Source organism: Rhodococcus sp. ARC_M12 (assembly GCF_022810385.1).
GTDB classification, from domain to species: domain Bacteria; phylum Actinomycetota; class Actinomycetes; order Mycobacteriales; family Mycobacteriaceae; genus Rhodococcoides; species Rhodococcoides navarretei.
Map to the genome: position 1 here is coordinate 136,077 of NZ_JALGQI010000002.1, position 19,458 is coordinate 155,534.

Annotated in this window: 19 protein-coding genes; 11 read left to right on the forward strand and 8 right to left on the reverse strand. The window is 65.1% G+C overall.

What is annotated here, in order from left to right:
- From MTX35_RS04170 to MTX35_RS04185, 4 genes are read left to right on the forward strand one after another with little or no spacing between them, the layout of a single operon-like run.
- On the forward strand, positions 1 to 552 hold the full coding sequence (locus MTX35_RS04170) for a hypothetical protein (RefSeq protein ID WP_243593764.1): 552 nt from the start codon (positions 1 to 3) through the stop codon (positions 550 to 552).
- Positions 553 to 568: 16 nt separating this feature from the next.
- Complete coding sequence (locus tag MTX35_RS04175; RefSeq protein WP_243593765.1) at positions 569 to 1,462, forward strand: ABC transporter ATP-binding protein; 894 nt, start codon at positions 569 to 571, stop codon at positions 1,460 to 1,462.
- The gene (locus MTX35_RS04180; protein ID WP_243593766.1) at positions 1,459 to 2,658 is read left to right on the forward strand and encodes an ABC transporter permease; all 1,200 of its coding nucleotides are present in this window, start codon (positions 1,459 to 1,461) and stop codon (positions 2,656 to 2,658) included. Before MTX35_RS04175 ends, MTX35_RS04180 begins: the two co-directional genes overlap by 4 nt.
- Before the next feature lie 9 nt (positions 2,659 to 2,667).
- Positions 2,668 to 4,152, forward strand: a complete 1,485-nt coding sequence (locus MTX35_RS04185) for an acetyl-CoA carboxylase carboxyltransferase subunit alpha/beta (protein ID WP_243593767.1) — start codon at positions 2,668 to 2,670, stop codon at positions 4,150 to 4,152.
- Between the two features lie 37 nt (positions 4,153 to 4,189).
- Here the strand turns inward: MTX35_RS04185 and MTX35_RS04190 are convergent, their stop codons facing one another.
- Positions 4,190 to 4,588: a hypothetical protein gene (locus MTX35_RS04190; protein ID WP_243593768.1), complete on the reverse strand. Its 399-nt coding sequence runs from the start codon at positions 4,586 to 4,588 to the stop codon at positions 4,190 to 4,192.
- A gap of 192 nt (positions 4,589 to 4,780) precedes the next feature.
- On the opposite strand from MTX35_RS04190, the gene MTX35_RS04195 reads away from it, so the two are divergent.
- Both MTX35_RS04195 and MTX35_RS04200 read left to right on the forward strand, forming a co-directional pair.
- Positions 4,781 to 6,637, forward strand: coding sequence for a propionyl-CoA synthetase (locus MTX35_RS04195; protein ID WP_243593769.1), 1,857 nt, complete (start codon positions 4,781 to 4,783; stop codon positions 6,635 to 6,637).
- Positions 6,638 to 6,709: 72 nt separating this feature from the next.
- Complete coding sequence (locus tag MTX35_RS04200) at positions 6,710 to 7,612, forward strand: DMT family transporter (protein WP_243593770.1); 903 nt, start codon at positions 6,710 to 6,712, stop codon at positions 7,610 to 7,612.
- Between the two features lie 28 nt (positions 7,613 to 7,640).
- Here the strand turns inward: MTX35_RS04200 and MTX35_RS04205 are convergent, their stop codons facing one another.
- Positions 7,641 to 8,969 (reverse strand): deoxyribodipyrimidine photo-lyase, encoded by a 1,329-nt coding sequence (locus MTX35_RS04205; protein WP_243593771.1) that lies wholly within the window; start codon positions 8,967 to 8,969, stop codon positions 7,641 to 7,643.
- 139 nt (positions 8,970 to 9,108) lie between these two features.
- On the opposite strand from MTX35_RS04205, the gene MTX35_RS04210 reads away from it, so the two are divergent.
- From MTX35_RS04210 to MTX35_RS04220, 3 genes are read left to right on the forward strand one after another with little or no spacing between them, the layout of a single operon-like run.
- Positions 9,109 to 9,315 (forward strand): hypothetical protein, encoded by a 207-nt coding sequence (locus tag MTX35_RS04210; RefSeq protein WP_243593772.1) that lies wholly within the window; start codon positions 9,109 to 9,111, stop codon positions 9,313 to 9,315.
- A gap of 10 nt (positions 9,316 to 9,325) precedes the next feature.
- Complete coding sequence (locus MTX35_RS04215; RefSeq protein WP_243593773.1) at positions 9,326 to 10,054, forward strand: response regulator transcription factor; 729 nt, start codon at positions 9,326 to 9,328, stop codon at positions 10,052 to 10,054.
- A complete protein-coding gene (locus MTX35_RS04220) occupies positions 10,051 to 11,352 on the forward strand; it encodes a sensor histidine kinase KdpD (protein WP_243593774.1) in 1,302 nt (433 codons plus the stop codon). The genes MTX35_RS04215 and MTX35_RS04220 overlap by 4 nt, the downstream gene beginning before the upstream one ends.
- Positions 11,353 to 11,428: 76 nt before the next feature.
- On the opposite strand, the gene MTX35_RS04225 is transcribed toward MTX35_RS04220, so the two are convergent.
- Complete coding sequence (locus tag MTX35_RS04225) at positions 11,429 to 11,788, reverse strand: FKBP-type peptidyl-prolyl cis-trans isomerase (RefSeq protein ID WP_243593775.1); 360 nt, start codon at positions 11,786 to 11,788, stop codon at positions 11,429 to 11,431.
- Between the two features lie 182 nt (positions 11,789 to 11,970).
- On the opposite strand from MTX35_RS04225, the gene MTX35_RS04230 reads away from it, so the two are divergent.
- Positions 11,971 to 12,771: a carbon-nitrogen hydrolase family protein gene (locus MTX35_RS04230; RefSeq protein ID WP_243593776.1), complete on the forward strand. Its 801-nt coding sequence runs from the start codon at positions 11,971 to 11,973 to the stop codon at positions 12,769 to 12,771.
- Positions 12,772 to 12,986: 215 nt separating this feature from the next.
- Here the strand turns inward: MTX35_RS04230 and MTX35_RS04235 are convergent, their stop codons facing one another.
- From MTX35_RS04235 to pdxH, 5 genes are all read right to left on the reverse strand, one after another.
- On the reverse strand, positions 12,987 to 14,285 hold the full coding sequence (locus MTX35_RS04235) for a citrate synthase (protein WP_243593777.1): 1,299 nt from the start codon (positions 14,283 to 14,285) through the stop codon (positions 12,987 to 12,989).
- A 70-nt stretch (positions 14,286 to 14,355) separates the two neighbouring features.
- Positions 14,356 to 15,327 carry a carbohydrate kinase gene (locus MTX35_RS04240; protein ID WP_243593778.1) on the reverse strand — a complete coding sequence of 324 codons (972 nt, stop codon included), beginning with the start codon at positions 15,325 to 15,327 and terminating at the stop codon, positions 14,356 to 14,358.
- Positions 15,324 to 16,253 (reverse strand): aldose 1-epimerase family protein, encoded by a 930-nt coding sequence (locus tag MTX35_RS04245; RefSeq protein ID WP_243593779.1) that lies wholly within the window; start codon positions 16,251 to 16,253, stop codon positions 15,324 to 15,326. Before MTX35_RS04245 ends, MTX35_RS04240 begins: the two co-directional genes overlap by 4 nt.
- Complete coding sequence (locus MTX35_RS04250; RefSeq protein ID WP_243593963.1) at positions 16,237 to 17,520, reverse strand: MFS transporter; 1,284 nt, start codon at positions 17,518 to 17,520, stop codon at positions 16,237 to 16,239. Before MTX35_RS04250 ends, MTX35_RS04245 begins: the two co-directional genes overlap by 17 nt.
- A 5-nt stretch (positions 17,521 to 17,525) precedes the next feature.
- A complete protein-coding gene (gene pdxH / locus MTX35_RS04255; RefSeq protein ID WP_243593964.1) occupies positions 17,526 to 18,143 on the reverse strand; it encodes a pyridoxamine 5'-phosphate oxidase in 618 nt (205 codons plus the stop codon).
- Positions 18,144 to 18,278: 135 nt separating this feature from the next.
- Here pdxH and MTX35_RS04260 point away from each other — a divergent pair, with 135 nt between their 5' ends.
- A complete protein-coding gene (locus tag MTX35_RS04260) occupies positions 18,279 to 19,397 on the forward strand; it encodes a citrate synthase 2 (protein ID WP_243593780.1) in 1,119 nt (372 codons plus the stop codon).
- Positions 19,398 to 19,458 lie beyond the last annotated feature (61 nt).

A 19,458-nucleotide genomic window follows, 5' to 3' on the forward strand; every position in this document is an offset into this window, starting at 1 on the left:
ATGAGCGAACACATCGACTTCCTCACCCGCTATCAGGCCTATCGCACGCGCCGATTCCTGGAGAACGACGCCAACACGAGACACTGGCTTCCGAAGTGGCGCACGCAGCGTCGACGCCGCATTCTCGCCGTCGCAGTCATGGCCGCCGACCTGACGTTCGTCGTCGTCAGCATCTCGACGCTGTTCTTCTCGTGGGCCGCGATCGTCTGGATTCCCGCCGCAGTCATCTTCATTCCGATCTGGACAGCTCTGCAGACGGTCTCCGGACGCCACAGCGACGCGCCTGTCGGAGCATTGGACGAATGGGAAGTACAGCAGCGCAACGAGGCTCGCTCCATCGGCCTCACCGTCACGCAGGGGTTGGTCATGGTCGCGGCCTTCGCCCTGATCTTCCTGTCCACGACTTTTCCCGACCTCCCCCGTCTCGCCTACGCCGGCGGCGGCTGGACTCTCGCGGCACTGATGATCGGAATATCGACTCCGGCAATCATTCTCGCCTGGATCACTCCCGACCCCGAACCAGAAGACACCGAAGATTTCGAACAGCAGTAACGACCGAAAGGGCACCATGAGCACCCTCACGATCGACTCCGTCTCGAAGAGATACGGCGACAAGATCGCCCTCGACAACCTGAGTTTCGACGTCCGGCCGGGCGAACTGTTCGGCTTCGTCGGCAGCAACGGCGCAGGCAAGACCACCACGATGCGCATCGCACTGGGAGTTCTGTCGGCAGATTCCGGCCAGGTTCTGTTGGGCGGCAAGCCCGTCGACCTCGATGTCCGTCGCACCATCGGATACATGCCCGAAGAGCGCGGCCTGTATCCGAAGATGAAGGTCGGCCCGCAATTGGCCTACATGGCCGAACTGCACGGGCTGTCGACCAAGGACGCCAAGGCTGCGGTGATGCGTTGGACCGAACGCCTCGGCATCGATCAGCGCGTCAACGACACCGTCGACGCATTGAGCCTGGGCAACCAACAGCGTGTGCAGCTGGCGGCCGCGCTGGTGCACGATCCCGCGGTTCTTGTGTTGGACGAGCCGTTCTCCGGACTGGATCCTATCGCCGTCGACGTGATGAGCGAGGTATTGCGCGAAAAGGCTGCTGCCGGAGTGCCGGTGGTGTTCTCGAGCCACCAACTCGACCTGGTGCAGCGCCTGTGCGACCGCGTCGGCATCATCGCCGCCGGCTCGATGAAAGCCGTCGGGACCGTGGACGAACTACGCGGCTCGGGAGATTCACAACTGCGCGTCCATGCACCGAACGCGGCACCCGGATGGGCGTCGAGCATCGCCGGGGTGAGCACCCTCGGCCACAGTGACGGCGTCACCGTCCTGGGTTTGGCACCCGGGGCCGACGATCAGGAGATCCTGCGGGCCGCACTGGCGACCGGTCCGGTACACGACTTCTCCATCCAGAAACCTTCACTGAGCGACCTGTTCCGAGAGGCGGTAGTGGCATGAGCTCCCAACTGAACTCCTTCAGCGCAGTATCCTTGATAGCCAAGCGCGAGTTCACCGTTCAGGTGATGAAGAAGAGCTTCGTCATCAGCAACGCGATCATTCTCGCCGTCATCGTCGGTGGCATCATCGCATTCTCGATCTTCTCCGGCAGCGGTGACGAAGAGCGCGACATCGTCGGCATCGCGGGCGATCAGTCCATCGCGGCCGTGGTGGAAGCGACCGGTGATGCCGTCGGGTCTCCGGTCGAGGTTCGCGAGGTCGCCGACGCGGCGGCCGCACGCAGTGGCGTCGAATCCGGGGATCTCGACGTGGCGTTGGTTCCGGACGGAACCGCAGGTGCGTACACCGCTGTCACCGAGTCCGATCTGACCGGCACGTTGCGCGCCGTCGTCGAAGGCAGTGTCGCAACGCAGGCCACCAATACTGCACTGGCGCAACAGGGTGTGGATCAGAACGAGCTCGGGGCAGCGACAAGTGCCGCCACGGTCACCGTCGACGCGATCGATCCGCCGGACCCCGAGGCCGGTCAACGGACCGCGCTGGCCCTCTCCGCTGTATTCCTGCTCTACGCCCAGATCATCGGCTTCGGCATGTACGTCGCAATGGGCGTCGTCGAGGAGAAGTCGTCACGCGTCGTCGAACTACTGCTGTCCACCGTCCGCCCGCTGCAATTGCTCTGGGGCAAGATCCTCGGCATCGGTGCGGTCGGCATCCTGCAGCTTGCGCTGTACGGAATAGCCGGTGTGGGTGCAGGATTGGGCACGGGCGTACTCACCGTCACCGGTGCCGCCGTCAGTGTCTTCGCGGCAACGCTGGCCTGGTTCATCTTGGGCTTCGCCTTCTTCGCGGTGCTCTACGCGGCCGGCGGGTCGATGGTCTCGCGACAGGAGGACGTCAACTCGACGACCATGCCTCTGTTGATCCTGATCATGGCGATGTTCTTCGCGGCGTTCTACTCCGTCAGCGATCCGGAGAGCACCCTCGCCAACACCTTGAGCTGGATCCCACCGTTCTCCGCGATCATGATGCCGTTGCGCATCGCCGCAGGCGTGACCTCGCCGGTACAGATCGTCGGCTCGGCGGTCCTGATGGTGATCACGACCGCGATCCTGGCGATGGGTGCCGCGAAGATCTATCAACGTTCCATTCTTCGGATCGGCAAGACCGTCTCGTGGAAGGAAGCGTTTGCTCGCTAGGGTTCTTCCATGAGCCCACGGACGTCCGCCGCCGAGATTCTCGATTCCGTTCTCGACGGCGGATCGTTCGTGTCGTGGGACTCCACGCCTGTGGACGTCCATCCTGGGGAGTCCTATCTGAGGGACCTGGCCAAGGCTCGTGAGAAGAGCGGCGTCGACGAGTCGGTGGTCACCGGCGAGGGCACCATCGACGGTCGACGCGTGGTGATCATCGCGTGCGAGTTCGCCTTTCTTGCCGGATCGATCGGTGTCGCGGCGGCCGAGCGCATCACCTCCGCGATCGAACGTGCCACGGCCGAGGGACTGCCGCTGATCGCCTCCCCCACCTCCGGCGGCACGCGCATGCAGGAGGGCACGTTGGCCTTCGTGCAGATGGTCAAGATCGCCTCCGCCGTCACCGCGCACAAGGCGGCGCACCTGCCGTACCTGGTGTATCTCCGCAATCCGACGACCGGTGGAGTGTTCGCGTCCTGGGGATCGTTGGCTCACGTCACGGTCGCCGAACCCGGTGCCCTCATCGGGTTCCTCGGACCACGCGTCTATCAGGCGTTGTACGACAAGCCATTTCCCGACGGCGTCCAGACCGCCGAAAATCTCTACCAGCACGGCGTCATCGATGGCGTGGTGCCGGTCGATCAACTGCGCCACCTGTTGATCCGTGCGCTCCGAGTGATCGTCGACGCCACAGTGTGGCCCGATCTCACCGACGATGAGCCGGCCGAGATACCGGAGCAGTCGGCCTGGCATTCGGTGCAGTCGTCGCGGCGCGCGGATCGCCCCGGCATTCGGCAACTCATCGAACACGCTGCGAGCGAGCACGTTCCACTCAGCGGCACCGGCCAGGGCGAGGCCGATACCTCGATTCTGTTGTCCCTGTGCCGCATCCGCGGCGTGTCCTGCGTGTTGTTCGGTAACGACCGAAGCAGCAGCACCGCCACGGCAACGATGGGCCCAGCGGCACTACGAGAAGCTCGCCGCGGCATGCGCCTGGCCGAGGAACTTCGGCTACCTCTGGTACTCGTCATCGACACATTCGGCGCAGCACTGTCCAAGGAGGCGGAGGAAGGCGGCCTGGCACCGGAGATCGCGCGATCGATCTCGGATCTGGTCACCGTCGACACTCCCACGGTGTCGGTGCTGCTCGGCCAGGGCACCGGCGGCGGAGCGCTCGCGCTACTCCCTGCCGATCGCGTGCTGTGCGCCCAGAATGCCTGGCTCGCACCACTTCCGCCCGAAGGAGCCAGTGCCATCGTGCACCGCGACACCGCTCACGCCCCGGAGATGGCCGAGGCGCAGGGCATCCGCTCGGTCGATCTACTGCGCGATGGCATCGTCGACGCCATCGTTCCCGAACTTCCCGACGCGGCCGACGAACCGGCTGCGTTCTCCGCACGAGTCGCCGATGCCATCGTCCGAGAACTGCGCGGGCTGTCGACCGTCGATGCTGCCGCTCGCACGCAGTCCAGACTCGGCCGCTACCGCACGCTGGGGTGAGCGGCTGCGCCGCATGTGAGCGCAACTTCGTAGCCTGCTACGAATTTTCGTGCACCTGCGAGGTCACGAGCGCCAGCACATCCCCCGCACGGAGGTCGGCCGGTAGCTCCACCGGGCTGACGCAGCGGCGACCCGGGCCGTGCACATCGACCTTGACCACCGGACCCACCGAATGCCGGTTGACCACCACGGCCTGCAGCAGATCCCCGAACTCCGCATCGACGCCCACCTCCCCGGCGATGACCGACCGCACGCGAGTCACCAGAATCGGTCCCCACTGCACCGGAGTGCCCTGCGCATCGGCCAGATCCTCCAGCGCAACGCCGTCGACCGTGATGCGGCCGCAGACGCAATGCGTATCGGCCGGCCAGAGCGCAGGATCGCACCGCGAAACGTAGGCGGCACCGAGGGACGGAAGCATGTCGAGAAGTGTCATGAGAAGAAGTCTTGCGCCGGGCGGTGGCGTCGAACAGGGGTGTTGACGCAATCTTGACGCCCGGACACCAAATCTTGACGTGCACCGGGCACCAGTGCACGCAACGACCGCCGGTCGACGGGATTCCGCCGGTCGTCGCCGGTAGTGCGCAACCCGGCCCGGACCACCCCGCCCCGAACTACGCTCCACAACATGAGTGGCGAGTATCGGCAGGCCTTCGAGGACAGTATCGACAACCGTGAGCAATTCTGGCTGTCTGCGGCGGCAGACATCGACTGGGACACCCCGCCCACCACTGCGTTCGACGGCGCGCACTGGTTTCCCGGAGCACGTCTGAACACCTGCTTCAATGCCCTGGACCGGCACGTCGACGCCGGGCACGGCGACCGGACCGCGTTGATCTACGACTCGGCGATGGTCGGTCTCACCCGCAGCTACACCTACGCCGAACTGCTCGACCAGGTCGCTCGCTTCGCCGGGGTACTGCGCGGGCAGGGCGTGGGGCCGGGCGACCGTGTGGTGATCTACCTACCGATGATTCCCGAGGCCGTCGTCGCCATGCTCGCGTGCGCCAGGCTCGGCGCAGTGCATTCGGTGGTGTTCGGCGGCTTCGCAGCCAAGGAACTCGCCGCACGTATCGACGACGCCGAACCGACACTGCTGATCACCGCCAGCGGTGGATTCGAGCCGGGTCGCGTCATCGAGTATTTGCCTCTGGTGGCACGCGCGCTGACCCTCACCACCGCGAAAACGCCTGCGGTGATCGTGAAATCACGAGAGGGAATTCCCGGCGATCACGACTGGTTCGACTGGGACACCCTCATCGCCGACGCCACCGCCGCCCCACCGGTTTCGGTGCTCGCTACCGATCCGCTGTACATCCTCTACACCTCGGGCACGACCGGCAAGCCCAAGGGCGTGGTGCGCGACAACGGCGGTCATGCCGTGGCTCTCACGTGGTCGATGCGCAACATCTACGACGTGGGGCCCGGGCAGGTGATGTGGACGGCGTCCGACGTCGGCTGGGTCGTCGGGCACTCGTACATCGTCTACGCACCTCTGTTTGCCGGTGCCACAACGGTTCTCTACGAAGGAAAGCCCGTCGGGACTCCCGATGCAGGCGCATTCTGGCGGGTGATCCAGGATCACGGCGTCCGCGCGTTGTTCACTGCGCCGACGGCATTGCGTGCCATCCGCAAGGTGGACCCGCACGCCGCCGAGCTGGAGAAGTACGACACCTCGTCGCTCGAGACCCTGTTCGTCGCCGGTGAACGCCTCGATCCCGATACGTACGAATGGATTTCGCGCACGCTGGATCGCCCGGTCGTCGATCACTGGTGGCAGACGGAAACCGGGTGGGCGATCTGCGCCAATCTCCGCGGGCTGGAACCACTTCCGATCAAACCGGGGTCACCCACTGTTCCGGTGCCGGGGTTCCAGGTCGGAATTCTGGATGCGTCGGGTAGTCCGGTGGAGGCCGGCACCGAGGGCAACATCGTCGTGCAGCTGCCGTTGCCGCCGGGCGCGCTGGTGGGTCTGTGGAACGACGAATCACGTTTCCAGCGTTCGTATCTCGATACGTTCCCCGGCTACTACCTCACCGGCGATTCCGGATACATCGACGCCGACGGCTACGTCTACGTGCTGGGCCGTAGCGACGACGTCATCAACGTCGCCGGACACCGCCTGTCGACCGGGTCGATGGAGGCAGTGCTGGCCGGCCACCCCGCCGTCGCCGAATGCGCCGTCATCGGTATCCACGACGACCTCAAGGGCCAGCGCCCCAGCGGGTACGTGGTGCTCAAGGCCGGGGAGACCATCACCGAGGAGCAGCTGCGTAGCGAACTGGTGGCCATGGTGCGCGATCAGATCGGCGCGCTCGCGACGTTCCGCGACGTGACGATCGTCGGAGCGCTGCCGAAAACCCGATCGGGCAAGATCCTGCGGAAGACGATGCGCCAGATCGTCTCAGGCGAGGAGTACGGCGTGCCGTCGACCATCGAGGATCCGGCCGTCCTCGACGCGCTGGAGAAGCTGCTCGGCAGATAGCGGCGGTAATACGAGCAACCATGGCCGAAATCCGCGCGCCAGGGGTCGTTCGCGCGCGATAGCGTCGTCGGCATGACAGATCTCGACACCCGTCCTGCCGTCGACTGGCTCGCCCTCGGCGCGGTCACCGTCACGGTGGTCTCGTGGGCCTCGGCCTTCGTGGCGATTCGCGGCGTCGGCGAATCCTTCGGTGCCGGCCCGCTCGCACTCGGCCGGCTACTGATCGGATCTGTGGCACTCGGCGCGATAGTTCTGGCCAGAAGACAATGGGTCAAGCCCAACCGCACGCAGTGGCTGCAGATCATCAGCATCGGCGTGTTCTGGTTCGGCATCTACAACGTCGCCCTCAACGCCGCCGAGCAGCGCGTCGACGCCGGCACGACGTCGATGATCATTCAGATCGGACCGATTCTGGTTGCCCTGTTCGCGGGTCTGCTTCTGGGCGAGGGCTTTCCGAGGTGGTTGGTGATCGGTGCAGGCATCGCGTTCGCCGGTGCGGTCATGGTCGGCGTCGTCACCGCCGTCACCACCACCTCGACCACCAAAACAGACGCCGACGTCCTCGGCATCGCACTGTGTCTGGTGTCCGCGGTGACCTACGCCATCGGAGTGCTCAGCCAGAAGCCGGTGCTGCGCACCATTCCAGGACTTCAGGTCACGTGGATGGCATGCACCATCGGCGCGGTGTGCACGCTGCCTTTCGCTCCGGCTCTGCTCGACGACCTGTCGACTGCCTCGACCGGTGCCACCGGCGGACTGATCTACCTCGGCCTCGTCCCGACTGCATTGGCGTTCAGCACCTGGGCCTACGCGTTGACGCGAATGAACGCAGGCAAGCTCGGCATCACCACGTATGCGGTCCCACCGATCACGATCGTTCTGGCCTGGCTGCTGCTGGGCGAGGTTCCCCACGTCCTCGCCGTGGTCGGCGGGGTCATCTGCCTGGTGGGAGTCGGGTTGTCCCGCAGAAAATAGGGGTCACTCCGCAGGCTCCGCTCCTGCGCTAAAGTGCCTTGAACCGGGCGATCGCCACTTCCCGCTCGTGCTTGTGATCGACGATCGGCTCCGGGTATTCCTTGGGACGGCCGAACTTCAATGTGTGCACGGCTTTTCCTTCTTCACCGCGTAGCTCGGGCACCCAGCGGCGCACGTACTCGCCGGTGGGGTCGAACTTCTCGCCCTGGGTGATCGGATTGAACACTCGGAAGTACGGCGACGCGTCGGTCCCGGTTCCTGCGGTCCACTGCCAGCCGTGCTGGTTGCTGGCCAGATCGCCGTCGACGAGATGCTGCATGAAGTAGCGCGCACCCCGCCACCAGGGCAGGTGCAGATCCTTGACGAGGAACGACGCCACGATCATGCGAACTCGGTTGTGCATCCACTTCTCCGAGTTCAACTGCCGCATACCGGCATCGACGATCGGGAAGCCGGTCTCGCCCTTGCACCAGGCCTCGAACAACTCGTCGGCGTGCTTGCCCGAGTCCAGTTCGATAGCATCGAACTTCTTGACGTAGTTCTCACGCGCGCTGTCGGGACGCTGAAACAGGATGTCGCCGTAGAAGTCTCGCCAGCAGATCTGGCGACGATACGACGCTGCGCCCTCGTTGCGGAGCTTGCCCAGGTCCGCGAGCATCGTCCGCGGATGAATGGTTCCGTACTTCAGATGCACCGACATCCGACTCGTCGAATCGAGGTCGGGACGATTGCGCTCGTCGTCGTACGCAGAAACCTCGTCGAGAAATTCCTTCCACTGCTTCGATGCGGCGGCTTCACCGGCAGCCGCGTCGGACGCCTCCTTCTCGGAAGGAATCTTCACGCGCCGAACACCTTCGACCTCGTCCGGGTCGATCCAGTCGGCAGTGTTCGCGGACGTATCGGCAGGCCCGCGCCAGCCGTGGTCCATCCACTGGCGTGAGTACGGCGTGAACACCTTGTACGGCTCCCCGTCGTTCTTGACGATCCGACCCGGCGCGACCGCGTACGGAGAGCCGGTCTCGACCAACGTCACCTTCTCCCCGACCCGGGCGTCTCGCTCGCGCCCGTAGGGGCCGTAATCGGCACTGATGTGCACGTCCTCGGTCCCGACGGCCTTCGCCACTTTCGGGACCACCGTCTCGGGGTCACCGTGCACCACCATCAACCTGCCGTCGAGCTGCTCGTTCAGTGCCTCGAGAGACCGATACAGAAAGTCCTTACGCGGTCCGCCGGACGGCTTCAGCAGACGGTCGTCGAGAACGAAGAGCCCGAGGACCGGATCTCCGGACTCGGCAGCGGCGGTGAGGGTGGGCAGATCACCCAGACGGAGATCACGGCGAAACCAGACGATCGACATGAGATCAGTCTTACCCACCCCCGCCGCGAGCAATCCCCGGCTCGATCGTTCGATTCTCAGAGAACCGCCAACGACGACTCACCAAGGCCGCAACTAAGGCCTCTACCTTGGGATATACCGAACAGACAAGGAGAACGTCATGACGAACGCACGCCCCTTCCCCGGTGCCCTCTCCCTGATCGACAGCACCTGCACCTTCGAGAAGTACTACGAGCAGCTCTACGCCAAGGCCCCCGCGCTCGCCTGGTCACTCGATGCCGACACCGGGCGTCGCAGTGCCCTCGAGGACTTCTTCGCCAAGACACCCGAGGAACGCCGCAGCACCGTCGACAGTTGGGTTGCCTAGCATTGGACCGGTGACCGAATCGCCGAGTGCCCCCGCCACCGTCCTGGTCGTCGATGACGACGCCGACGTGCTGTCGTCGTTGCAACGCGGACTGCGCTTGTCCGGGTTCACCGTCATCACCGCATCCGACGGCGCAGAGGCTCTCGGCGTCGTGTCCAGATCCATGCCCGACGCCATCGTGCTCGACATCAACATGCCGGTACTCGACGGTGCCAGCGTGGTCACCGCGTTGCGCGCCATGGGCAACGACATTCCGATCTGTGTGCTCAGTGCCCGCAGTTCGGTGGACGATCGCATCGCCGGACTCGAATCCGGTGCCGACGACTATCTCACCAAACCGTTCGTGTTGGCCGAGCTCGTAGCTCGAATTCGCGCCATGTTGCGACGACGCGGCACCAGTCCGGTTGCACCGGTGACGGATTCGGGCACACCCAACTCCGCCGTGGCCGTCGGAACGCTGGTGGTCGACATCCCCGGCTATCGCGTCCACCGCGGCGGAGCCGATATCGACCTGACCAAGCGAGAATTCGAGTTGTTGGCGATCCTGGCTCGTAACAAGGGCGTCGTCCTGACGCGTGAGCGACTGCTGGAACTGGTCTGGGGTTACGACTTCGTCGCCGACACCAACGTGGTCGACGTGTTCGTCGGCTACCTCAGACGCAAGCTCGAGGCCGACGGATCGCCGCGCATCCTGCACACGGTCCGCGGCGTCGGCTTCGTCGTCCGGGATGCCGCATGAGCTTCTCCCTGCGCGCCAGAGTGGCCGCGGCCACTGCGCTCGGTGCCACCCTCGTGGTCGCCGCCCTCGCGGTGGTCACGTCGGTTGCCATCTCGCGCAACAACGTCAATCAACTCGACGAGCGTCTGACGACGGCATCGCAGGTTCTGGTCCCGAACTCGTCGACGTTGGAAGCCTTCATAGACCAGCTCTCGGGCGCGTTCGCCGTCACCATTCGCAGTGGCGACATCGTCGTCGCGTCCACCCCGACACGGCTGCCCGCGCTGGAGACCGGTTCGCAGACCGTAGACGTGGACGGTCGACGCTTCCGGGTCTACACCGCGGTCTCGACCGTGGTCTCGTCGATCTCCATTTCCATCGGAGTGCCGGCCATCGAAGCGCAACAGGTGACCGACGAGCAACAGAAACAGGTACTCCTGCTGGGGCTGGCCGCAGTCGCCGTATCCACCGGTTTGGGATGGCTCTTCGGTGGCCGGGCCGTCAGACCGCTCGTAACGTTGACCAGGCAGGTCAGCGCGCAACCGCCGACCGCTCCGGAAACCCGGACTGGCGTCACCGAAGCCGACGAACTCGCTGTCGCGATCGGGGGCATGCTCACCAGACTCAACGAGGCACAGGACCGCACCAATGCCGCTCTCGACACCGCACGCGACTTCGCGGCCGTCTCTGCGCACGAGCTGCGAACCCCACTGACCGCGATGCGCACCGACATCGAGGTGCTCAGAACACTCGATCTCGAACCTGCGCAGCAGCTAGAGATTCTGGGTGACCTCGAACGAACACAGGGGCGGGTGGAGACCACTCTGACCGCCCTGGAGCGACTGGCATCGGGCGAATTGTCCAGCGAGGCGGACAGAGTCGAGACCGACATCATCGACATCTGCGACGTCGCCGCCCAGGATGCGCAACGACAGCACCCCGAACTCGATATACGAGTGGAGTCCGCCGCCGACTGCGAGATCACGATGCGCGCGCTGCCGACCGGTCTGAGACTTGCCGTCGACAACGTGATCGGCAACGCCGTACGGCACGGCAACGCCACCTCGATCGTCATCACCGCCGAACGGGTGGGTACGACGGTGCGCGTGTCGATCGACGACAACGGATCGGGCATTCCCCTCGAGGAGCGCGACACGGTGTTCGGGCGATTCGAGCGTGGCACCGGGGCCGCGACGGGCGGCTCGGGGCTCGGCCTGGCGCTGGTAGCGCAACAGGCCGAATTGCACGGTGGCCGAGCCTATGTGAGGGACAGTCCGCTCGGCGGCGCGCGATTGGTGCTGGAATTGCAGGACCGCTGACTATTGCAGTCTTACGCAGGTTGCCGAGGGGGTACGGCCGCCGCCGCGGCAACCCGCGCTGTTACCGGACCTGCAGTTATTTGACGTCGAGCAGGTCGATGACGAACACGAGCGTCTTGCCGGACAGTCGGTGTCCTGCGCCTGCGGGGCCGTAGGCGAGCTCCGGCGGAATGGTGAGCTGACGGCGTCCGCCGATCTTCATTCCGGGAATGCCGTCCTGCCAGCCCTGGATGAGTCCACGCAGCGGGAACTGGATGGATTCGCCACGGTTCCAGGACGAGTCGAACTCTTCGCCGGAGTCGAACTCGACTCCGACGTAGTGCACCTCGACGGTGCCACCCGCCACTGCCTCTGCGCCGTCACCCTCGACGAGGTCGACCGTCACCAGGTCCAATGGTGCGGGTCCGGCCTGAAATTCGATCACTGGCTTCGTCACTGAAGTCTCCTGCGGTTGCGCCGGCCCGCCGACGCCGGCTGTGGTGCTCTGAATGGCTGTTGTCTGAACGTCGAGCAGTTCGACTCTACGTCGTAGACGGGTCGCGACGGGCGCTGGCACCCGAAAAAGACACGAATTCGCTGGTCGGAGACGCCGGCGGCCCGGGGCATACGATGTAGTGCATGAGCGACACGATCCGCGTCAGTCTCGCCCAGATCACCAGTGGCGAACACCCCGCCGAGAACCTCGAACTCATCGACACTCATGCCCGGGCAGCCGCGCACGCCGGCTCGGACCTCGTGGTGTTCCCGGAGGCGACGATGCGGTGCTTCGGCGGGCCGATACGCAAGTTCGCACAATCCCTCGACGGCGAATGGGCCAACGCTGTACGTGACATCGCGTCCGCCACCGGCATCACCGTCGTCGCCGGGATGTTCACGCCCGCGGCAGCGGACAGGGTGACCAACACCCTGCTCGTGACCGGCCCCGGAATCGATGCGAGCTACGACAAGATTCACCTGTTCGACGCCTTCGGATTCGCCGAATCCGATACCGTCGCACCGGGTTCGGACCCGCTGGTGGTGGACATCGCCGGAGTTCGAGTGGGCTTCGCAACCTGCTACGACATTCGATTCCCGGCTCTGTTCCAGAAGCTCGGCGACCTCGGTGCGGAACTCGTCGTCGTTCCGGCATCCTGGGGATCGGGAGACGGCAAGATCGAACAGTGGACCTTGCTCGCACGGGCACGCGCGTTGGATTCGACGACTTTCATCGCAGCCTGCGATCAAGCCGAACCCGCTGCCGCCGAAGGGAATGCACCATTGGGCGTGGGACACAGCATCGTCTGCTCGCCCACCGGAGAGATCCTCGGTCAACTGGACGCGACCCCCGGAATGCTGACCATCGACATTCACACCGAACTGGTCGACGCCGTGCGGAAGACGCTGCCGGTGTTGAAGAACCGCAAGCACTTCGACGCCTGATGCTGACGCGAACTCGAAGTTATGGATGGATTCCGGCCGAAATACGTCCATAACCTCGAACTCGACGCGCGCACTCGGCCGTCACGCAGCGAGATCGCAGTTGTGCAGCCGAAAGTGGCCAAATCGCCTGCGTAAGTGCGAACTCGGCGCAGCGGCACCAACAACAACGCCGCCGGCTCCACATGGGAGCCGGCGGCGTCGTAGTACGGCAGAAACTAGCGGGAGCTGACGTCCTGGTAGTCGCGCTCGGTGTAGCCGGTGTAGATCTGGCGCGGACGGCCGATCTTGCCGGTCGTGTCCTCGTTCTGCTCGCGCCAGTGCGCGATCCAGCCCGGGAGACGGCCCATCGCGAACAACACCGTGAACATGCGCGGCGGGAAGCCCATCGCGCGGTAGATCAGGCCGGTGTAGAAGTCCACGTTGGGGTAGAGCTTGCGCTCGACGAAGTAGTCGTCGGTCAACGCGGTCTCTTCGAGCTTGAGGGCGATCTCGAGCAGCTCGTCGCCGTTGCCCAGCTTGCCGAGGATCGTATGTGCAGTTTCCTTGACCAGCGTCGCGCGCGGATCGAAGTTCTTGTACACCCGGTGTCCGAAGCCCATGAGCTTGACGCCGTCTTCCTTGTTCTTCACTCGACGCAGGAAGTCGGTGGCGTCGCCGCCCTCGGCCTTGATCTTGTCGAGCATCTCGAGCACGGCCTGGTTGGCTCCGCCGTGCAGCGGGCCCCACAGTGCGTTGATGCCGCCGGAGATCGAGGTGAACAGGTTGGCCTGCGAGGATCCGACGAGCCGGACCGTCGACGTCGAGCAGTTCTGCTCGTGATCGGCATGCAGGATGAGCAGCATGTCGAGTGCCTTGACGATCTCGGGGTCGACCTCGTACGGCTCGGCCGGGAAGCCGAAGGTGAGGCGAAGGAAGTTCTCGACCAGACTCTTCGAGTTGTCCGGGTACAGGAACGGCTGACCGACGGACTTCTTGTAGGCGTACGCCGCGATGGTCGGCAGCTTGGCCAGCAGACGGATGGTCGAGAGTTCGACCTGCTCCGGATCGTTGGGGTCGAGCGAATCCTGGTAGTACGCCGACAGCGCGTTGACGGCGCTCGACAGCACCGGCATCGGATGCGCGTTACGCGGGAAGCCGTCGAAGAACCGCTTGAGGTCCTCGTGCAGCAGAGTGTGCCGACGGATCTTGTCGGTGAACTTCTCGAGCTCGACCTCCGACGGCAGCTCTCCGTAGATCAGCAGGTAGCTGACCTCGATGAACGACGACTTGCCCGCGAGCTGTTCGATCGGGTATCCGCGGTAGCGCAGGATGCCTGCGTCGCCGTCGATGTAGGTGATGGCCGACTTGGTCGACGCGGTGTTGACGAACCCGCCGTCCAACGTCGTGTAGCCGGTGGTGGCCAGCAACTTCCCCAGTTCGATGCCGTTGTTGCCCTCGGAGGCCTCGGCAATCGACATGGAGTATTCGCCACCGGGATAGGTGAGGGTGGCTTTGGCATCATTCTCAGCGGGCACGAATGGTCCCTCTCGAACTCGTGTAACGGACACGTACTTGAAGCGGACAGTTCTAACGTCGATAGTGAAACTAGTCTCTCGACGCCTCGGACGCCCAGGGAGGGTCGGCACCGGGGCGCGAAACCGTGATTGCCGCTGCCTTCGCAGCGAACTCGAGCGCTGACTGCCAATCTTGCTTGCTCATCTGTTTCACCGCGTTCGATGTGATAATGCTCTCCTTCTGCAAAAAGCTCAGCAGAGCCCCGTGCACGGTGTCACCAGCGCCGATCGTGTCGACGACGTCGACGGCCACACCCGCAACAGATGTTTCCTCGGCTGCCACGATTCCCGAGGTCGAGTTCTGCTCGGGGGCGGTGAAGACCGAGATGCCGTCGCCGCCGCGGGTCATCACCACCGCGGTGACCCCTGCCGCGAGCCAGTCGTCGACGGTGGTGCCCTGCGTTCCGAGACCCAGCCAATGCGAGTCGTCCTCGGACACCTTGAGAATGTCGATGCTGGGCAACCACGAACGGAAGCGATCGCGAAAACCGTCGGCGGTGATGTCGCCACTGGTGCTGTCGATGGCAGCAGGCCGAATGTTCGGGTCGAGCATTGTGAGCTTGCCCGCAGCCCGAGCGCGGTGCAGCAGGCCCGCGTACATCGACGCGCCGGGCTCGTAGAGCAGAGACAGTGTGCCGAACGAGAGCACGCTGATCTCGTCCGGCAGGTCACCGGGATCGGCCACCAGGCGGTCGGCAGTGCCGTCGGCGTAGAACGAGTACTCGGCGCTGCCGTCCTCGGCGAGCGTGGTCATCGCCAACGTCGTCGGCTCGTCGCCGCGCTGCACCCACGACACGTCGACGCCCGCGTCGCGCAGACTCGCCAGAATCTGCTCGCCGAACGGGTCGCGGGAGATCCGCGAGAGGTACGCGACGGGCGAACCCAGTCGACCGATCGCAACAGCGACGTTGAACGGTCCGCCGCCGAGCTTGGGCGAGAGCAGCGGACCCTCGTGCACCGGGACCAGATCGACCAACGCTTCACCGCACACCAGAATCGTCACTTCTCGTACCTCATTCCCCAGGTGCCGGACCAGGTTTGCCCTGGTTCGAGCACGATCAGATCGATCTCGGAATTCAACGCATCGGGTGGGCAGGTCATCGGCTCGATCGCCAGCGCTCGTCCCCGATCGGGATAGGCCTGATCGTTGGCGGGATCGGCGGTGAACACCTGGACCCAACCGAAGCTGCTGTCGGTCCACAGCACGGTCGCAGTGCCGTCGGGACCACGCAGCACATGGTTCGCACGACCGTCGGCGTCGGGTAGCGACGCACTGAACGGAGTGTCGAGCTGCACGCCCTCCAGGCTTCGCGGCTGCCGGAAGTCGTACTCGGTATCGGCCGTCGGGACCGAGTTTCCCACCGGGAGATTGCGCACCGGATCGAGCGGTAGCCGCGTCCCGGCCGAGAGCTCGACCGTGCACTCGTCGAGCGGCACATCCCCCACCCGGACGAAGGTGTGAAAACCGATACCGAACGGTGCCGCGAAATCACCGGCATTCTTCGCCGACGCGGTGACGGTGAGACCGTCCGCCGACAACTCGTGCACCACGGTGACCGTCACCGAGAACGGCCAACCCGGATGCACACCGATGTCCACGCTCTGCTCGACGCGACTGTCCGTGTGCTCCACGAGAGTCCACGCCACGCGTCGGACGAATCCGTGGCTGGCGTTGTTCCGCGAAGGCTCGGTGATCTCCAACCGATGCTCGACGCCTTCGAAGGCGAACGTGCCGTCGGCCGTTCGATTCGGCCACGGGGCCAATACCAGTCCCGCCGACAGCGGCGGCTTCGAGCCCGCCTCCCAGGTCTCGGTGAGCGGCGAGCCGTCGTACTCGAGCACCCGAAGGCCCGCTCCGACGGCAGCGATGTCTGCCCGATACTTGCCGCTCGTCAACGAATAGGTCTGCGCGTCAGCCATGAGAGCCATTCTTTACCACCGCACCCACTCGGTAGCGAATGAACGCCGGAAGTGCCAGGGCAGCGATCGAGACCCCGATGACGACCAGCACTCCGCCGCCCGCAGCGGCAGCTGCCGTCCCCACCGACGCGGCTGCGGCACCGTGCAGGACATCGCCGATGCGAGGCCCTCCCGCGACGACGACGATGAAGACACCTTGCAGTCGGCCACGCATCTCGTCGGTCGCAACGGTCTGCAGCATCGTGCTACGGAACGCCGCGGAGATCATGTCGGCTCCACCGCCGAGGGCCAGGAACGCCATTGCGAACCAGAGGGCGACGGTGGTGGCCCCGTCGGTGGCCGCGCCGACGGCCAGACCGAAGCCGATCATCGCCACGCCCCACACGACGATGCAGATCAGCACCGCGAGGCCTTGCCTGCGCACTCGCGGCAGCCAGCCGGAGAACACCCCACCCACCACAGCGCCCGCGGACATCGCTGCGAACAGCATGCCCAGAACCGGACCGCCCGACGCCGGATCGCCGAAGCTCTCGTGCGCGATCTGTGGGAAGAGCGCCCGGGGCATACCGAACACCATCGCGATGATGTCGACGACGAACGAGGCCAGCAACACCTTCTGGGTGGCGAGGTAGGCGAAACCGTCGAACACCGAACGCAATCCAGCGCGCTGACCCGACTTCGCCGGCGGTATCCCCGGCAGCCGGATCACTGCCCACAGGGTGGCGAACAGTGCGATGGTGTCGATCAGATAGAGGGTCTCGAGCCCGATGTAATAGATGAGGATGCCTGCACTGAGCGGTCCGGCGATAGCACCGAAGTTGAACACCGTCATGTTCAGCGAGTTCGCGGCCGGCAGCTGCTCGGCCGGCAGGATTCGTGGGAGAATCGCGCTGCGCGTCGGCTGATTCACTGCGAAGAACGCCTGCTGAACGGCCAACAGCACCAGGATGATCCACACATTGTTCAGGTCCAGGAACGCCTGCAACCAGAACAGAGCCGACGTTCCGATCAGGCCGCACGTGGTGATCATCAGCAGGGTGCGACGGTCCATCACATCGGCCAGCGCCCCGCCCCACAGACCGAACACGATGAGCGGCACCAGCGCGAAGACACCAGTCAGACCCACGTAGGCCGAGCTCAGCGTGATCTGGAAAACCTGTTGCGGCACAGCGACGATGGACAGCTGCGCCCCGATGACGGTGACGATGTTCGCCAACCACAACCGCTGGTACGCCGGAGTCTTCAGCGGAGTCGTGTCGGCAAGGATGCCGCGCAACCCGCTCACGGTTGCAGACGCTCGATCACACCGCTTGCCACCGTCAGGCGAATTCGATTGTGCATACGGCTCGTTCGGCCCTGCCAGAACTCGACCGTCTCCGGTTCGACGCGAAAGCCGCCCCAGTTCGGCGGCACCGGTACCTCGATACCGTCGAACGTCGCGGTGACCTCGGCCAGACGCGCAGCCAGGTCTTCCCGCGAGCCGATGGGACGCGACTGCTCGGACGCCCATGCCCCCAGCTGCGAGCCGCGGGGCCGCGTGTGCCAGTACGTTTCGGTGGTCTCGGAGTCGACCTTGACCACCGGGCCGCGCACCGTGAGCTGGCGAGCAATTCCGATCCAGGGGAACGTGATCGAGGCGTACGGCGTCGCAGTGAGCGCACGGCCCTTGTCCGAGTCGTAGTTGGTGTAGAACACCACCCCGTCTGCATCGAAGTCCTTGCACAACACGGTGCGGGTGGCGGGTCTACCCGCCTCGTCGACAGTGCCCAACACGATGGCGTTGGGCTCGGGCAGATTCGCGGCTATCGCGTCGGACAACCACTGCTGCGCCAGCGAACACCACCCGCCCGCCAGAGCATCGACATCGAGGTCCTCGGGCTCTCCGTAGTCCACCCGCATGTTCGCCAGGCGCTGTTCTTCTGCAGACACAAGCCCAGACGCTACTCCCGCGTAGATCCCGGCTATGGTTCTGACGAAGTACGCCCGGATGCGGCGCAGAGCCGGGTGCAGTTGCGACGAGGGAGTCCACAGGCCATGGCTGTTCAACGAGTTCCCGAGGATTTCGTCTCCGGTCTCGAAGGTGTCGTCGCGTTCACCTCCGACATCGCCGAGCCCGACAAGGACGGTGGCGCACTGCGGTACCGCGGTGTCGACATCGAAGAACTCGTCGCACAGAACGTCACCTTCGGCGATGTATGGGCACTGCTCGTCGACGGAGAATTCGGTCGCGGACTCCCCCCGGCCGAACCCTTCCCGCTGCCGATTCACACCGGTGACGTCCGTGTCGACGTACAGGCGGGTCTGGCGATGCTGGCACCCATCTGGGGCTACCAGCCGATACTCGACATCGACGACTCCACCGCTCGCGACAACCTCGCTCGCGCGTCGGTGATGGCCCTGTCCTACGTCGCCCAGTCCGCTCGCGGCATCTATCAGCCCGCCGTACCGCAGACCCGCATCGATGAGGCCGCGACGGTCACCGAGCGGTTCATGGTCCGGTGGAAGGGTGAACCGGATCCCGCTCACGTCGCCGCCATCGACGCGTACTGGGTCTCGGCTGCCGAGCACGGGATGAACGCGTCGACGTTCACCGCGCGGGTCATCGCCTCCACCGGAGCCGACGTCGCCGCCTGCCTCTCGGGTGCCATCGGTGCGATGTCCGGGCCCCTGCACGGCGGCGCGCCCGCCCGCGTCCTGCCGATGATCGAAGAAGTCGAGAGGACCGGTGACGCACGCGCTCTCATCACCGGGATCCTGGACCGCAAAGAGAAGCTCATGGGCTTCGGACATCGCGTCTACCGCGCCGAGGACCCCCGCGCCCGCGTGCTGCGGGCAACTGCGAAGCGGCTGAACGCACCACGCTACGAGGTTGCTGCCGCGCTCGAACAGGCCGCGCTGACCGAACTGCGTGAGCGCCGCCCCGACCGCGCCATCGAGACCAACGTCGAGTTCTGGGCTGCGGTGATTCTGGACTTCGCCGAGGTACCGGCGCACATGATGCCCGCCATGTTCACCTGCGGTCGCACAGCGGGCTGGTGTGCCCACATCCTGGAGCAGAAGCGGCTCGGCAAGCTGGTTCGCCCGGCCGCCCTCTACACCGGCCCCGAACCCCGCACCCCCGAGTCCGTCGACGGCTGGGAGCTGATCCGGTAGTCGACGGTGTCATGACACCCGACTAGCCTGTGGATGCCATATTCCATCGACGCTAGGACGC